Raw genomic sequence first — 16,543 nt, forward strand, 5'->3', positions numbered from 1 at the left:
TCAGGGAAAAACGTATGCTGAAAGTTTATGGTTTCAATTTATGGATAAAATTTGCACAGAATATTTTACTTATGTAAAATTGTGAAACAATTAAAACTAATTACCCCATGACCAAAATGATGAAATTTTCCTTTTTGCTTCTCGTGTTTGCTTTGTTCGCCGTGAATAGTTTTGCTCAGGACGTTTCTACGTCAGTCGATTCTGCTTTTATCTCGTTTACAGAACGGCCACCGATGGAGAAATTGTATTTGCATACGGATCGGAACACTTATTCTTCCGGAGGAACCATCTGGTTTAGGGGCTACCTGGTAACAGCTACCGGCAATCGACCGGCTGCCATGAGTAACTTTATATACGTTGAATTGTATGACCGGGCCGATTCGCTGGTTTGCCGGAAGAAAATCAAAAAAACTGACGGAATATTTAGTGGAAACATTAAACTGGATACCCATCTTTCGGAAGGGAGTTATTTTATGCAGGCGTATTCGATGTGGATGCTGAATGAGGGGCTCGACTATGTTTTTTACAAGGCCATTCATATCGATAATCTGCAAACACAGCGGGTAAGTTCAACCATCGAGATCAGCGGGAATGAAACAACTGCCAACATTTATTTTGCCGATAAGGAAGGAGCTCCGGTAATCGACACTCCGGTGAAGTGTACCCTGCACCTCGGAAATTCAGAAGCGCAGGTCCTGAAACGAAAAACGGGGGCCGACGGAAAAATAAGTTTTGATTTTATTCCGGAGAAAAATGCTTTAGCCAATCCCTTTGTTGAGGTTGAATTTGAAGACAGCCCGATGGAGTACCGTACCAAATTTTTTCTGAAAAAGGAGAACGAAAAGCAGTTTGACGTTCAGTTTTTTCCGGAAGGTGGCGATCTTATCGCCGGTGTTGAAAACAGAGTAGCTTTTAAGGCGATTGGAAGTGATGGTTATTCCCGGGAAATAAAAGGAATTGTCATAAACTCCCGGAATGACACAATCACTACTATTTCGAGCCAGCATACGGGAATGGGTTACATTCGTATGATTCCGCAGGTTGGGGAGCAATATTTTGCCGAGATCAAAGATGCCGGCAATAACGTTTTAAATGTTCCGCTTCCCCGTGCTCTGGAAAAGGGGGCCGCATTGTCGCTAATGAGCAGGGGAGGTGTGATTCATTTGAACATCAGGCAGCAAAATTATAATGTGCTCGACTCCTGTTATTTGCTGATTCATGCCGGAGAACGAAAAGTGTTAACCAAAAAACTGGAAGCAACTTATTATAAGATACCGGAAGAAATTCTACCGGAAGGTATCGTAAATTTTGTTTTGTTGAACGGGAAGAAGGAAGCGCTGTCGAGCCGGATGATATTTATTCGGAAAGACACAAAACCTGAACTTTTGATAGAACCAAACCAGGAAAATTACAGGCGGCGCGAAAAGGTAGATCTAAAACTTTCAATCCCCCGCGAAGATACTTCCGCTTACAACGCGAGCTTTTCACTGGCGGTTACCGATGATCTGGTGGTGGAACACGACTCGTTAAGCGATAATATTTATTCCAATCTGTTACTAACTTCTGAACTGCGGGGCTACATCGAAAATCCCGGGTTTTACTTTCAAAACAATGCCGACAGCACCAATTTCTACCTCGATTTGCTAATGCTAACGCAGGGCTGGAAGCGTTTTGATATAAATGAGTTGTTGGCAAACAAATCACTGTCAGCAAAATATTACCTGGAATACGGGCAAACCCTTTCGGGGAAGTATCAGAAAATGATATTGCAAAGAAAGAAACCCACCGAAATAACTGCTTTGGCGGTCGACCCGGTGATTATGGCATCAGCGTTCACCGACGACGACAATAATTTTGTTTTTAACCAATTGGATTTTCCCGACAGTACAAAAATTATCATTCAGGCCCAGCGTTTAACCAATGTAAAACAGGAACCGGCCGGATTGATTGTTCTGGATAAAGACACTTTCCCATCGTTTCAACACATCGGACGAATGCCTGTCCTAACCGAAGGTTTTACGGGTAAGGCTCGCGAAAATGCTGTGGAACGGATTTATTATGAAGATGGCGGGAAAATGATTGTGCTGGATGAAATCGAGGTTAAGGGCAATGATAAAACGCGGCAGTTGTTGGAAATGAAATACGGTAGCTCGAGTTATATTTATGATGCAGAGAGAATTGCCAAAACTTTTCCTGTTTCACAATCCATTGATCTGGTGGTTCGGAGATTGCCCGGAATAGCGCGTGTGGAAGATGGTTCTGTGTACCTGACCAGAGGCACCGGGGCAGCAGAAATGTTGATGGACGGAATCGACTTGTCGATAAACGATTTAAGCGATTTGTATTCGGATGATATTGACCATATCGCGGTGATCACTGGTCCGAGTGCAGCCGTTTACAGCCGGAAAGGTGGCGCCGGAGGAGTAATACTCATCAGCATGAAGGAGGGGTGGAAATTCAATTACGAGCTTAAAGGCGTGAAAAAGGTGATGCCCTTGGGATATCAGAAACCTGTGGAATTTTATGTGCCCAAATATGAGGTAGATTCTATTCGGATGCTTAGGCAGCCTGATATGCGCACAACCGTATATTGGAATCCCAAAATAAACGTACAGACCGGAGAAGGCACCACTGTCAGCTTTTATACAGCCGACCCTGCCACCACTTACACTTATATTATTGAAGGCGTGGGTGAAGACGGACAGCTATACCGGTCTGTTGGCAAGCTTCGTCGCGAAGATGAATAGTGTATTGACTGGAATGAAAGGGAAATAACGGATGTCTTTTCAATGCTTTTTTTGAAGATAGATTTGGCGGTCAGAAGAAGCGATTAGGGCCGAAAGACCAATGATCAGTTAGATCGTTTATAACTTTTATCTCATTCGTCTTAAACTTTTTCCCTTTGTTCTGGTCAAACATCTCTCAATAAGGTGATTGTATTGCAGGTTTGCCAATTTATTTTGTTCGTAAAGTTTGCAATGTTTCATTCCGTAATGTAAAACTATATGAATCTATAAGCCAATAATTACTCATGCTAAAAACTGCCCGCCTTTCCTTATTATTCCTGGTTTTTGCGTGTTGCTCGGCAACCGGCTTTGCTCAGGATATTTCCGCATCGATCGATTCTGTTTTTGTCGCGTTTGCCAATAAGCCTCCTACGGAAAAATTGTATCTGCACACCGACCGCAACATTTATGCTACCGGAGGAACGATTTGGTTCAGGGGCTATCTGGTAACCGCAAGCGGAAATTTCCCGGGGGCATTCAGCAATTTTATATACGTTGAACTTTTTGATCAGGCCGATTCGCTGGTTTGCCGGAAGAAGATAAAAAAGATCGATGGGGTATTTTCAGGGAACATCAAACTGGACCCCGGCTTACCGGAAGGAAGTTATTTTATCAGGGCGTATTCTACCTGGATGTTAAATGCAGGCATAGATTATGTATTTTACAAGGCCATTCATATCGGTACTTTGCAAACGCATAAGGTAACTTCAAAACTTGAGATCGTCGGGGATGAGGCGGGTAAAAAATTGGCAACGGTATATTTTGCCGATAAAAACGGAGAACCTGTTGCGGATACCCGGGTTAAATGCACGTTGCACAATGGGACTTCGAAAACCGAAGTATTAAAACGAAAAACCGGCGATGACGGAAAAATTAATTTTGACTGGGAATCGGAAAGCGATTCTGCTGCAAATCAGTTTATCGAAGTTGAGTTTGAAGACAGTCCGACAGAGTATCGCAACAAATTCTTTTTGGAGAAAGAAGAAGAGGGTGGGTTGGATGTGCAGTTTTTTCCCGAAGGCGGCGATCTTATTGCTGATGTTGGAAACCGGGTAGCTTTTAAAGCAACAGGTAGCGACGGTTATTCCCGCGAAATCTGGGGATTTGTCCGCAACAGCAAAAAGGATACGGTAGCTATCATCGAGAGCCAGCACTGTGGTATGGGATCATTTTACCTGGTTCCGGAAACAGGCGAAGAATATTATGCTGAAATAAAAGACGCGGAAAACAAAATTATTACAGTTGCGTTGCCCCGCCATTTAGAAAAAGGAGTTGCATTGTCGGTGGTAAACAACAGGAAATCTCTTCTGCTGAATGTCAGACAGAAAGATTTCAATGCAGTTGGGACTTACTCGATTATGGCACATGCCGGAGAGCGCCTGCTGTTTTCCCGTGAGCTGGACGATATTTATTACAAGATCCCCCTGGATATTATGCCGGAAGGTATTGTGAATTTTGTGTTGTTAAACGAAAACAAGGAAGCCGTTTCAAGCAGGATGGTGTTGATCAGGAATGAACAAAAATCAAATCTTCTGGTGCAGCCTGATCAGGAAAATTACAGAAGACGCGCGAAAGTCGGTTTAACCTTTTCTTTACTGCGCCAAGATACAACTGCATACAACGGTAGTTTTTCATTGGCAGTGACGGATGACCTTGTGGTTGAACACGATTCGTTAAGTGATAATATTTTCTCCAATCTCCTACTAACTTCCGAGTTAAAAGGGCACATCGAAAATCCAGGGTTTTATTTCCTCAATAATGCTGACAGTACCCGTTTTTTTCTCGATTTACTGATGCTGACGCAGGGATGGAGACGATTTGATATAAACGAATTGTTACAGCACGGACCTTCGCCTGCGAAGTATTTTCTTGAATTGGGGCAAACACTTTCAGGGAAATACGATAAGATGTTGCTGCAACGAAATAAACCCACTGAAATAACAGCGTTGGCGGTCGATCCGTTTATCACGGCATCGGCCTATACCGACGAAAACAACCGTTTTATTTTTAACGAATTGGATTTTCCCGACAGTACGGTGTTTACGGTTCAGGCACAGCGTTTCACAAATATCAAACAGGAGCCCGCCGGATTTATTACCTTCGATAAAGACACCTTTCCTGCATTTCAGCATCTTGGATTTATCCCGGTGAAAAACGAAGGCTTTACCGGAAAAATGCGTGAAAATGCTACAGAACGGGTGTATTACGAAGATGGCGGGAAAATGATTGTATTGGATGAAATTCGTGTGGATGCTACCGACAAAACAAAAAATACCTTAGAGAAAGATTACGGAATATCGAGCACTGTTTTTGATGAAGACAGAATTGCACATTCTTTTCCAACACCACAACCTCTCGAAAGAGTTATTCGCACATTGCCCGGAGTTTCACGCATCGAAAACAGTAATGTTTATTTGGCCAGAGGTAATGGGGCCGCTGAGATACTGGTGGATGGTATGGAACAGACAATGGATGATATAAGAGATCTTTATTCCGACGACATCGATCACATTGCAGTAATTGCAGGAGCCGGTGCTGCTGTATACAGTCGGAGAGGTGGCGGCGGCGGAGGTGTCATAATTATTAGTCTGAAAATTGGACTAAAATCTAGTTATGAGTTAAAAGGCGTAAAGAAAATCACGCCTTTGGGGTATCAAAAGCCTGTCGGGTTTTATGTGCCAAAATACGAGGTGGATTCCATTCGATTGGCTAAGCAGCCCGACATGCGCTCAACCGTATACTGGAATCCCAATATAAAAGTGCAGGCGGGGACAGACACCATTGTAAGCTTTTATGCTGCCGATCCGGTAACCACCTATACGTATATCATCGAGGGAATTGGAGAAGACGGACAGATATACAGATCGGTTGGTAAACTTCGGCGGGAAGATGACTAGCATCGCTTTCAAATTCTGAAATCAGGGGCTGGTTCAACCTGCATTAGGAAGAAATTTTCTTAGGGATCGGAATGTTGATTTAATCTCGCGCTTCCAATTATTTCCCGTTTTGTACAATTGCATTGTTTGGGCATTGAAATAAAACGGGAAATCTTTCATTTTTTTAGTCATGTTGTTATTCTGTTTTTCTTGTTAGATTCAAAATATAATTCTATTTTCGTGCACGTACACGGAAGTGAAATCCGATCAGTAATTATATCAATCTAAACAGTAAAAATGGAACTTGGAAAATATAGCTTTGGAGTAGGAGACCGCTTCAATCATGAAGGTGAAGCACAACTGAGTGCACTTATTATTGCCACGTCGGAGGGAGTTGAAATTACACCGGTTTGGAACAAATCGAACAGGGAGCACAACATCGTTCACTCCGAACCACAGGAAACCAGAACAGAGGCGGATGGCGCCGTTAAAAACCAGGGATGGGAAGGGCCTTACTTTGTTGATGCCGATCACATTAACCTGAGCAACGTGGATCGGTTTATCGAACCCTGCGATTTTTTCACGCTGGATGTTGCCATGTATATTGGCAACGAAAGTTCGGCAGAGGATGTGGCCGCATTTAAAAAATTGTGTGCTGTTTTGGGTGGCGAGGTAAAAATCCCCGGAATTGAGGAGCCAATTGTAGTGAACGATACACTGCTCGAAGAAGTGGCTAAAAAATACCTGGCAGCAGTAAAAGAAGCGGGAGAAATTTACCGGCATATTGAAACTATAAAAGGAAAAGGAAATTTTGTAACCGAAGTTTCGATGGATGAAGTAGAGACGCCGCAAACTCCTGTCGACATGTTCTTTATTCTGAAGATGATCGCCGATGAGAAGATTCCGGCGCAAACCATTGCTCCAAAATTCACCGGACGTTTTAATAAAGGCGTTGATTATGTGGGCGATGTGGAACAGTTTGCGAAGGAATTTGAGCAGGATGTGCTGGTGATCGATTATGCCGTAAAAGCGTTTGGTTTACCTGAGGATTTGAAACTCAGTGTGCACACCGGTTCCGATAAATTTACGATTTACCCGATCATGGCAGCAATAATTGCGAAGTACGACAAAGGTATTCATGTGAAAACAGCCGGAACAACCTGGCTGGAAGAGGTGATTGGCTTGTCTATTTCGGGTGATGAAGGACTGGCGGTAGCAAAAGAAATTTATGCCAAAGCGCTGGCCCGTAAAGATGAATTGTGTGCTCCGTATGCCGATGTGATCGATATTGACGATAGTAAGTTACCATCGGCTGAGGAAGTGGAAACATGGTCGGGAGAAAAATACGGCAACACTTTGCGCCATATTCCGGGGCATCCGGATTACAATCCCAATTTCCGCCAGTTAATTCATGTAGGCTATAAAGTTGCTGCCGAAATGGGTGAGAAGTATACCGGCTTGCTCAAAAAATACAGCGATGTGATAGGGGCTTGCGTAGAGGAAAACATCTACGAACGACACCTGAAAAGACTTTTCGATTTAGAATAATACATTTTCGGACTTCGGGAAGGGCCGTTTCCGATAAAATAGAATGATATGAAACCATTTATGGACGACGATTTCCTTTTGCAGAATGAAGTGGCAAGGGAATTATATTATAGTCACGCGGTTAAAATGCCGATATTTGATTATCACTGTCACATCAATCCAAAGGAAATAGCGGAAGACAGGCAGTTTAATAATTTAACCGAGATCTGGCTGGCTGGCGATCATTACAAATGGCGCGCAATGCGTACCAACGGAGTTGACGAACGTTATTGTACGGGTAATGCCAGCGATTACGAAAAATTTGAAAAATGGGCAGAAACGGTTCCCAATACGCTGCGTAATCCCTTATATCATTGGACTCATCTGGAGTTAAGACGTTTTTTTGATGAGGAGCGTTTGCTCAATCCTTCCACTGCCAAAGAAATTTGGGAAGAATGCAATGCAAAACTGCAAACACCTGAATATTCGTGTCGTGGAATTATAAAAATGGCGAATGTTCATACCATTTGTACAACCGATGATCCGGTTGATTCGCTGGAGTACCATCGCGAAATAAAAGCAAGTGGTTTCGAAACCGCTGTATTGCCTGCCTGGAGACCCGATAAAGCAATGGCCGTTGGGAATACAAAGGCCTATAACGAATACATCGATATGCTGGAAGAAGCTGCCGATCAAAATATCGGTACATTTTCTGCGCTGATGGATGCACTCGACAACCGGCATCAGTTTTTTCACGACAATGGCTGTCGGTTGAGCGACCACGGAGTGGAGACCATTTTGGCGGAAGATTATACCGAAGCAGAAATTGAAAAGATTTTCGCCAAGGTCAGAAAAGGGAACGACCTGACCGGTGAAGAGGTTCGGAAATTTCAGTCGGCCATGTTGTACGAGTTCGGTATAATGGATCACTCGCGGGGTTGGACCCAGCAGTTTCACATTGGTGCTTTACGTAACAACAGCACCCGTTTATTTAAAAAGTTAGGAGCCGATGTGGGATTCGATTCGATTGGCGATTTCGAAATTGCACGCCCCTTATCACGTTTGCTCGATCGGCTGGACATGGAGAATAAGTTGAGCCAAACCATTTTATACAATCTGAATCCAAGAGACAACGAACTGATCGGCACGATGATCGGGAATTTTCAGGACGGATCGGTACCCGGTAAAATGCAATTTGGCTCGGGTTGGTGGTTTCTCGATCAAAAAGACGGAATGGAGAAACAAATGAATGCCCTTTCCAATCTTGGTTTGTTAAGCAGGTTTGTGGGAATGTTAACCGATTCCCGAAGTTTTCTGTCCTACACCCGTCATGAATATTTCCGCAGAACACTGTGTAATTTACTGGGTAAAGATGTTGAAAACGGCGAGATTCCCTATGATTTGCATTTGCTGGGCAAAATGGTGGAAAACATTTGTTTCAGCAATGCCAAAGAATATTTTAAGTTTTAAAAAATAGCATTTGCGATCGGACAATTTATAAAAGTTTAGTGTGGATTGTTATATTTGCAATCGATTGCATAAATAAAAACCGAATCATGACCAAATTGAAGATCAAATCGAAATCAGAATGTACCTATGATTGTATTTCTCTGGGAGAAGTAATGTTAAGGCTCGATCCGGGGGAAGGTCGTATACGCACAACCCGTCAGTTTAGAGCCTGGGAAGGCGGTGGCGAATACAACGTATCCCGTGGACTCAGAAGGTGCTTTGGAAAGAAAACTGCCATTATAACAGCCTTGGCTGATAACGAGGTTGGCGCTTTAATCGAAGACTTTATGCTTCAGGGCGGATTGGATACTCAATTTGTGAAGTGGGTGCCTTATGATGGCTGTGGCAGAACCGTTCGCAACGGCTTGAATTTTACCGAAAGAGGTTTTGGTATTCGCGGCGCGAAAGGTGTTTCCGACCGTGGGAATACGGCAGCATCGCAATTAAAACCGGGTGATATTGACTGGGAGTATATTTTTGGAACCCTGGGGGTTCGCTGGATGCATACCGGTGGTATTTTTGCAGCCCTCTCTGAAACGGCCGCCGAAACGGTTATCGAAGCCGTAAAAATTGCCAAAAAGTACGATACCATTGTTTCTTACGACTTAAATTACCGTCCCTCGCTGTGGAAAGCCATTGGAGGAGAAGCAAAAGCCCAGGAAGTAAACCGTGAAATTGCCAAATATGTAGACGTGATGATCGGGAATGAAGAAGATTTCACCGCCTGTTTGGGACTGGAAATCGAAGGCAACGATGAAAACCTCAAAGAACTGGATTTATCGGGTTATAAGAGCATGATAAAAAATGCGATTGCCGAATTTCCAAATTTCAAGGTGATTGCGACAACATTGCGTACCGTGAAATCAGCCACCGTTAATTCATGGGGTGCTATTTGCTATTCCGAAGGTAAAATTCACGAAGCCCAACACCGGGAAGATCTCGAAATCATGGATCGCGTTGGTGGAGGCGATAGCTTTGCATCGGGTTTAATTTACGGTTTCCTTGAGTTTAATGACGGAGCCTTGGCCGTTGAATATGGCGCAGCACATGGTGCTTTGGCCATGACTACACCGGGTGATACAACCATGGCGACCTTATCGGAAGTGGAAAAAATTATTGGTGGCGGAAATGCGCGCGTTGACCGCTAGAGAAGGCAAAAGTAGGAAGTTAAAAGTAGAACTCCGGCAGAGCTCAATATGAATAACCCCGTGCTTCAGCGCGGGGATAATGAACGACAACGGAAAACGGCGCATCGGGAAACCGGTTTGAAAATGAAATGTAGTTTGCGCCGATATGATGAGTCATAGAAAAAAGAGACGTTCTAAATTATTTTGGGGTGAAAGAAACGTACCCCCTGATTTTTCAAATAAATTGAAAAATCTTGTCCCCCTTTTTTGGAGGACAAACGTTACCTTGCAACGGAGCAGTTGAATGGAAAGATATAATTGAATCAAGTATAAAAGATGGCAAGATTTTCAAGAATAGATGTAGCGTTAACAATGAAAGAAACAGGAATGGTTCCTGTTTTCTATCACAAAGACGTTGAAGTTTGTAAACAAGTAGTAAAAGCATGTTACGCTGGAGGAGTTCGTTTATTCGAATTCACGAATCGCGGAGATTTTGCCACGCTTGTTTTTGCCGAACTCAACAAATGGGCGATTCAGGAATGCCCCGATATGATCATGGGAGTTGGCTCGATAGTGGATGAAGCAACGGCTGCCATGTACATTGCCCTGGGGACCAATTTTGTGGTAGCGCCGCTGATTGACGAGGGAACAGCAAAAGTTTGTAACAAACGGAAAATAGCCTGGAGTCCCGGTTGTGGTTCAGTTACTGAAATTGGCCGTGCGCATGAACTGGGTGCCGAAGTGGTGAAGATTTTTCCCGGATCACAAGTGGGAGGACCAAGCTTCGTAAAAGCGGTGAAAGGACCTATGCCATGGGCTAGCATTATGCCAACAGGCGGCGTTTCTCCCGACGAAGAAAACCTGAAAAAATGGTTCGATGCGGGAGTTACTTGTGTGGGCATGGGCTCACAATTGTTCCCGAAAGAAGTTTTGGCCGAAGGAAATTATGCCTACATTACGGACAAATGTGCCGAAGCACTACAGATTATTCAACGGCTAAAATCATAGTTACATAAGCTGATTGTAAAATCGGTCAAACCTAAAACCAATGAAAATGAAACCTTTTAAAATATTTCTGGCTATACTTTTTCTCGGAATGGTCATGGGGTGCAGTAATGCCGGTCACCATAAAGTGTTAAAACTGGCACACGGTCTCGATCCCACGCATCCGGTTCATAAAGGAATGGTGTTTATGGCGCAGCGTTTGGCCGAAAAATCAAAGGGCGAACTTACCATAGATATTTATCCCAGCGGACAGCTTGGTTCAGAACAGCAATGTGTGGAACTGCTGCAAATCGGCAGTTTGGCCATCACTAAAGTTTCTGCTGCAGTAATGGAAAGTTTCACCCCAAAGTTTAAAGTACTTGGGTTACCCTATATTTTCCGGTCAAAAGAGCATTCCTTTAATGTTTTTGACGGCGAAATTGGGAAGGAACTCTTGCTGGGTACCCAGGAATACTGGATTCGCGGACTGTGTTTTTACGATGCCGGATTTCGTAGTTTTTATACCATCGACAAACCGATTAATACCCCGGAAGATTTGAACGGGATGAAAATTAGGGTGATGAAAAGCCAGAGTGCCATGGAAATGGTAAAAGCACTGGGAGGTTCGCCAACGCCGATCTCGTGGGGAGAATTGTATACGGCACTTCAGAGCGGAGTGGTGGACGGCGCCGAAAATAATCCGCCAAGTCTTTATACATCACATCATTACGAGGTTTGTAAAGAATATTCGCTCGATGAGCATACCTGTGTTCCCGATGTGTTGATCATCAGTACAAAAGTGTGGAACAGCCTTACCGAACAGGAACAAAAATGGTTACAGGAAGCTGCTGATGAATCGGTGCCGGTTGAACGGAAATACTGGGCCGAATCGGTGGAAGAATCGCTGAGAGTAGTTCAGGAAGCAGGTGTAAAAATCAATTATCCGGATAAAAAGTTGTTTGCTGATAAGGTAAAAGGGCTTTTGGATAAATATAAAAAAGATGAAGTTCTGGGAGATCTGATTAGGAGAATTGAGGCTGTTGAAGACTAACCTTTAAACGAATACTAAACGATGAGACAAAAAATTGACAAGATTATAGAAATAGTTCTGGTGGCGCTGATGAGCATCCTGGTCATCGACGTATTGTGGCAGGTGTTCAGTCGCTATGTTCTTTCCGAACCCAGTTCATTTACCGATGAGCTGGCGGGTTTCCTTCTGATTTGGGTGGGGTTATTAGGCGCTGCATATGTAGCCGGAAAAAACGAACACCTGGCCATCGATTTAATGCTTCAGAAAATGAAGGGCGTAAAACAGCGCCGGCTGCAAATCATCATCAACAGCATCGTTGGGCTTTTTGCTCTTTTTGTGATGGTGATCGGAGGCGCCTGGCTGGTGTATACCCGTTTTTATCTTGGTGTTAATTCTGCTGCTCTGGCTTTACCCCTCGGATACGTTTATCTCGTGGTACCCGTCAGCGGACTGCTCATCATTTACTATTCAATCGATAATTCACTAAACCTAAATATTGAAGACTAATGGAATTTCTAGGCGTAATTGTACTGGTAGTAAGTTTTATATTCTTATTGGTAATAGGTGTTCCAATAGCCTTTAGTATTGGTATTTCCGGTATTCTCACCATGTTGGTGACCATCATGCCATTGCCGGCAGCCACCACATTTGCGCAGCGAATGGCAACCGGGCTGGATAGTTTTGCACTGTTGGCTATACCCTTTTTTATATTGGCCGGGAACATCATGAACAAAGGAGGAATAGCGATCCGGCTGATTAATTTTGCCCGGGTTATTGTGGGGCGCTGGCCCGCCGGTTTGGCATTTGTGAACGTATTTGCCAACATGTTGTTTGGTGCCATTTCGGGTTCTGCTGCAGCTTCTGCTTCAGCTATCGGAAGCATAATGATGCCGGAGTTAAACAAAGAAGGTTACGACAAAAACTTTAGTGCGGCAGTGAACATCACATCCGCGACGACAGGACTTTCGATTCCCCCAAGTAATATTCTGATCGTTTATTCGCTGGCAAGTGGCGGAGTTTCCATTACTGCACTTTTCCTGGCGGGATATGCGCCCGGGATTTTAACCGGGCTCGGAATTATGGGGATGGCTTTGGCCATGTTTTCCTATAAACATTTCGGAGTGAAAGGAATGGTTCGGAATGTCTCCAAGTTTTTGGCCGTTCTGGTGGCATTGATCCTTGTTGTTGTCGGAATATATAAAGTAAAGTCACTGGTCTCGCCGGGAGCGGCAACAGCTATTTACGGAGGGCTTGCAGCCATTTTTGTAGCCGGATTTGGCTATTACGCCATCAAACACAAACAAGGGGCAAAAAATGCATTGAAAACGTTTCTTGATGCCCTGCCCAGTTTAATGATGTTGGTAATTGTGATCGGCGGTATTGTTGCGGGATTCTTTACCGCAACCGAAGCTTCGGCAGTGGCTGTTTTATACGCACTGGTACTGGCTTTTATTTACCGCGAATTAACCTGGAAACATTTGCCCGATGTCATTCTCCGTTCTGTGAAAACCACAGCCTTTGTGTTGTTGCTGGTGGCTACCTGTATTGGCTTGTCGTGGATTATGGCTTACGAAAATATTCCGCAAAATGTGAGTGAAGCCTTGCTGGCTTTGAGCGACAATAAATTTGTGATACTGTTGATCATCAACCTGATTCTTCTGTTTGTAGGGATATTTATGGATATGACTCCTGCCGTACTGATTTTCACACCGATCTTTCTGCCAATTGTGACTAATCTGGGACTCGACCCTATTCACTTTGGAATTATCATGGTGCTGAATTTAAGCGTTGGTTTGGGAACACCGCCCGTGGGCTCCCTGTTGTTTATCGGTTGCAGTGTCAGCGATGTAAAAATAGAAACCGTGGTCAAGCCCTTGTTGCCGATGTTTGCGGTTATGATCGTTGTTTTGCTGCTGGTTACTTATGTTCCTGAAATTTCACTTTGGCTGCCTAAGAGCCTTGGTTTCTGACGGGAAGATTAAACTGAATCATATTTTCAAAAAGTATAAAATGGATGGCTTCACGCTGCGTGGGGTCGTCCATTTTTTATGTCAGCGATAAAAACCCTTGCGTTATCGAAAAAAATGGCAGAATGGTTTTCTGCTTTCTACCTTTGAGTCAAAATCAAAAACAAAAGCGTCATGAAAAAGAAAGTATATATTTTAACCGCGTTGATCACTCTTTTGCTTTCCGGTTGTGTGGTGTTTTCGTTTTATCCGCTTTATACCGAAAAAGATCTTTTCCCAAATGACATTTTAACGGGCGAGTGGTTTGAAAACGACGACCAGGTAGTGAAATTCAACGAGGGCGAAGACGTTTGGAATTTTGTACATCCTCACGTTGATAAGGAAATGACAGAACTCGACAGTTGCAGCTACTTTTTAACCTTGTATTCGGAAGAGAATGGAGAAGAAGTTTCATCCACTTTCCTTGTTCATATCGTAAAACTGGCAGGGCAATATTTTCTCGATTTTTATTTAAAAGAATATCCCAATGATGGTGAATTCAGACTTTCAACTTTTCATGTTATTCCGGTTCATACTATAGCCAAATTAGAAGTGGAAAAAGACGTATTAAAGATTCGCTGGTTTAATCCCGACTGGCTGGAAAAATTGATCCGCGAAAATAAAATCAGGATTCATCATGAGGCAAACGATGAGTTTATTTTGCTCACCGCCAAACCGCAGGAACTTCAGAAATTTGTAACAAAATATGTAAATTCGGAGGAGGCTTTCGAAGACGGCCTGGAAGTGATTCTGCATCGAAAGAACTAACATGTGGCGTAACATCAAAACATATTCTGAGCAGCTGATTCGGAACAGATTTTTACAGCACCTGTTTTTCTGGTGCCTGTCGTTTCTGGTTTTAACAAACGTGCTGAAAGTTTCAGCCGAAATAAAAACAATCGACCTGATTTATGCGGCCATTTTTCATATCCCGATCGTGGCGGTGGTATACATTAACCTGCGCGTGTTGTTTCCTTTCTTTCTCGAAAAAGGCAAGTACCTTTTATATTTCTTGTTGATTTTGTCGCTGATCGCCCTGGGCTCCGGCTTTTACCTGATGCTTTTTAATAAGTGGATCGATTACTTTTTTGAAGGGTATTATTTTATTGCCTTTTACGGTTTCTGGGACATCTCGCTGTATTTTGCGGTTTATTTGGTGGCGACCAGTTTGCTTCGCCTGGCACGTGGCTGGTTTCGCTTGCAGGAAATAGAAACGGAGCGAAATAAAGCCGAACTGAAGGCGCTTCGTTCGCAGATCAATCCGCATTTTCTTTTTAATTCGTTGAACAGTATTTACAGTCTGGCGCGCAAAAACTCAAAAGAAGTCCCCGATAAAATTGTGCAGTTGAGCGATTTACTTCGCCATGTTATTTACGATTCGGAACGCGATTTCATTCCGCTCGAAAAAGAAATCGATATGATCCGGAATTACATCACACTCCAAAACCTGCGCACCGACGATCAGCATAAAATTTCGTTAAAGGTGAACGGAGAGTTAAAGGAAAAGATGATTGCCCCGATGATCATCCTTCCGTTTGTTGAAAATAGTTTTAAACACGGATTAAAAGGCGGGTCGGATAATGCGTTCGTGAATATTTTTTTAACGATTTCGGATCATCAGTTAATTCTGGAGGTGGTTAACAGCAAAGGGAAATCAGCCGATAATGTGGATCTTCAGTACCAGGGTATTGGAATCGACAATGTTCGGAAAAGGCTGGAGATGCTTTATCCGGGGAAGCATAACTTGAATATTACGGAAGACGAACAAACTTTTAATGTAGATTTACGAATCGAAATCAACTGAGGTATGCAACTAAATTGTTTGATTATTGATGATGAGCCTTTGTCGCAGGATGTGTTGACCGACTTTGCGAATTTGTGTCCCGAGCTGAATCTGATCGGTGTCTGCAAAGATGCACTGGAAGCGGGGCAGGCGCTTTCAGAACAAAAAGTAGATCTGCTTTTTCTCGATATCAACATGCCCAAACTCAGTGGAATCAACTTTGTAAAAAGTTTGAAAGAAACGCCTCTTTTTATTTTAGTTACGGCTTATCCCGAATATGCTTTGGAGGGTTTTGAAATCGATGCCGTTGACTACCTCTTAAAACCGGTGGCTTTTGAACGGTTCAGAATGGCGGTTAACCGTGCGGTGGAAAGGTATTCTTCGAGTCGGGATAACAACCTGCCAACGCACATCATGCTGCGGGCTGATAGAAAGGATTACCGGATTGAACTCAACGATATTCTTTACCTCGAAGCGCAGGGCGATTATGTGCGCTTTGTAACCGGAAAACAAAATCTTACGGTTCACGGAACGCTTAAGGAATTTATTGAAGAACTTCCGGCTGCTGGTTTCGAACGGATTCATAAGTCGTATGTAATCGCGCTAAAGAAGGTGGAATACCTGGAAGGGAACATGGTAAAACTGGGAGAATTTAAATTGCCGGTAAGTCTTCATTTTCGCGAAAATCTGATGGCTAAACTAAAATCATAGCCATTTTTTCTTTTGAGACGAAAATTGCTCTCTTATTAACCAAAACTTATGCGGTTCACCCTGAACATTTCTTTTTGACATTGGTTTTATTTGCTGAACGTAAAACAGGGTGCTCGCAGGGTAATCAATTTTAAGAAAGCTAAAATTCGGGGATGGGATGAACTCCTTTTAAACATTTCGCCCCCTTTATGCTGGTTTTTAGTT

12 protein-coding genes are annotated in these 16,543 nt (G+C 43.3%); all 12 read left to right on the forward strand.

Annotated elements, in window-relative coordinates; all coding sequences use genetic code 11:
• Positions 1 to 107: 107 nt before the first annotated feature.
• The 12 genes from MR764_RS08500 to MR764_RS08555 all read left to right on the forward strand — a co-directional run bounded on the left by MR764_RS08500 (position 108) and on the right by MR764_RS08555 (position 16,339).
• Positions 108 to 2,747, forward strand: a complete 2,640-nt coding sequence (locus MR764_RS08500) for a TonB-dependent receptor plug domain-containing protein (RefSeq protein ID WP_247978985.1) — start codon at positions 108 to 110, stop codon at positions 2,745 to 2,747.
• Positions 2,748 to 3,031: 284 nt separating this feature from the next.
• A complete protein-coding gene (locus tag MR764_RS08505) occupies positions 3,032 to 5,683 on the forward strand; it encodes a TonB-dependent receptor plug domain-containing protein (RefSeq protein WP_247978986.1) in 2,652 nt (883 codons plus the stop codon).
• A gap of 276 nt (positions 5,684 to 5,959) precedes the next feature.
• The gene (locus tag MR764_RS08510) at positions 5,960 to 7,210 is read left to right on the forward strand and encodes a tagaturonate epimerase family protein (protein WP_247978987.1); all 1,251 of its coding nucleotides are present in this window, start codon (positions 5,960 to 5,962) and stop codon (positions 7,208 to 7,210) included.
• 48 nt (positions 7,211 to 7,258) lie between these two features.
• The gene (gene uxaC / locus MR764_RS08515; RefSeq protein WP_247978988.1) at positions 7,259 to 8,659 is read left to right on the forward strand and encodes a glucuronate isomerase; all 1,401 of its coding nucleotides are present in this window, start codon (positions 7,259 to 7,261) and stop codon (positions 8,657 to 8,659) included.
• An 86-nt stretch (positions 8,660 to 8,745) separates the two neighbouring features.
• Positions 8,746 to 9,846: a sugar kinase gene (locus tag MR764_RS08520; RefSeq protein WP_247978989.1), complete on the forward strand. Its 1,101-nt coding sequence runs from the start codon at positions 8,746 to 8,748 to the stop codon at positions 9,844 to 9,846.
• Between the two features lie 315 nt (positions 9,847 to 10,161).
• Entirely contained in the window at positions 10,162 to 10,833 is a 672-nt protein-coding gene (locus tag MR764_RS08525) for a bifunctional 4-hydroxy-2-oxoglutarate aldolase/2-dehydro-3-deoxy-phosphogluconate aldolase (RefSeq protein WP_247978990.1), read from the forward strand.
• A gap of 46 nt (positions 10,834 to 10,879) precedes the next feature.
• Positions 10,880 to 11,860, forward strand: coding sequence for a TRAP transporter substrate-binding protein (locus MR764_RS08530; protein ID WP_247978991.1), 981 nt, complete (start codon positions 10,880 to 10,882; stop codon positions 11,858 to 11,860).
• Between the two features lie 21 nt (positions 11,861 to 11,881).
• Positions 11,882 to 12,346 carry a TRAP transporter small permease gene (locus MR764_RS08535; RefSeq protein ID WP_247978992.1) on the forward strand — a complete coding sequence of 155 codons (465 nt, stop codon included), beginning with the start codon at positions 11,882 to 11,884 and terminating at the stop codon, positions 12,344 to 12,346.
• Positions 12,346 to 13,809 (forward strand): TRAP transporter large permease subunit, encoded by a 1,464-nt coding sequence (locus MR764_RS08540; RefSeq protein ID WP_247978993.1) that lies wholly within the window; start codon positions 12,346 to 12,348, stop codon positions 13,807 to 13,809. The genes MR764_RS08535 and MR764_RS08540 overlap by 1 nt, the downstream gene beginning before the upstream one ends.
• A gap of 171 nt (positions 13,810 to 13,980) precedes the next feature.
• Positions 13,981 to 14,613 (forward strand): hypothetical protein, encoded by a 633-nt coding sequence (locus MR764_RS08545; RefSeq protein ID WP_247978994.1) that lies wholly within the window; start codon positions 13,981 to 13,983, stop codon positions 14,611 to 14,613.
• 1 nt (position 14,614) lies between these two features.
• Positions 14,615 to 15,649 carry a histidine kinase gene (locus MR764_RS08550; protein ID WP_247978995.1) on the forward strand — a complete coding sequence of 345 codons (1,035 nt, stop codon included), beginning with the start codon at positions 14,615 to 14,617 and terminating at the stop codon, positions 15,647 to 15,649.
• Positions 15,650 to 15,652: 3 nt separating this feature from the next.
• Positions 15,653 to 16,339, forward strand: coding sequence for a LytTR family DNA-binding domain-containing protein (locus MR764_RS08555; RefSeq protein WP_247978996.1), 687 nt, complete (start codon positions 15,653 to 15,655; stop codon positions 16,337 to 16,339).
• The last annotated feature ends 204 nt before the right edge of the window (positions 16,340 to 16,543 follow it).

Source organism: Maribellus sp. YY47, assembly GCF_023111095.1.
GTDB lineage: Bacteria > Bacteroidota > Bacteroidia > Bacteroidales > Prolixibacteraceae > Draconibacterium.

Coding starts and splice junctions, on each gene's coding strand:
- MR764_RS08525 (WP_247978990.1), top strand. CDS start 10,162: ATGGCAAGATTTTCAAGAATAGATGTAGCGTTAACAATGAAAGAAACA.
- MR764_RS08520 (WP_247978989.1), top strand. CDS start 8,746: ATGACCAAATTGAAGATCAAATCGAAATCAGAATGTACCTATGATTGT.
- MR764_RS08550 (WP_247978995.1), top strand. CDS start 14,615: ATGTGGCGTAACATCAAAACATATTCTGAGCAGCTGATTCGGAACAGA.
- MR764_RS08540 (WP_247978993.1), top strand. CDS start 12,346: ATGGAATTTCTAGGCGTAATTGTACTGGTAGTAAGTTTTATATTCTTA.
- MR764_RS08505 (WP_247978986.1), top strand. CDS start 3,032: ATGCTAAAAACTGCCCGCCTTTCCTTATTATTCCTGGTTTTTGCGTGT.
- MR764_RS08555 (WP_247978996.1), top strand. CDS start 15,653: ATGCAACTAAATTGTTTGATTATTGATGATGAGCCTTTGTCGCAGGAT.
- MR764_RS08510 (WP_247978987.1), top strand. CDS start 5,960: ATGGAACTTGGAAAATATAGCTTTGGAGTAGGAGACCGCTTCAATCAT.
- uxaC (WP_247978988.1), top strand. CDS start 7,259: ATGAAACCATTTATGGACGACGATTTCCTTTTGCAGAATGAAGTGGCA.
- MR764_RS08530 (WP_247978991.1), top strand. CDS start 10,880: ATGAAACCTTTTAAAATATTTCTGGCTATACTTTTTCTCGGAATGGTC.
- MR764_RS08535 (WP_247978992.1), top strand. CDS start 11,882: ATGAGACAAAAAATTGACAAGATTATAGAAATAGTTCTGGTGGCGCTG.
- MR764_RS08500 (WP_247978985.1), top strand. CDS start 108: ATGACCAAAATGATGAAATTTTCCTTTTTGCTTCTCGTGTTTGCTTTG.
- MR764_RS08545 (WP_247978994.1), top strand. CDS start 13,981: ATGAAAAAGAAAGTATATATTTTAACCGCGTTGATCACTCTTTTGCTT.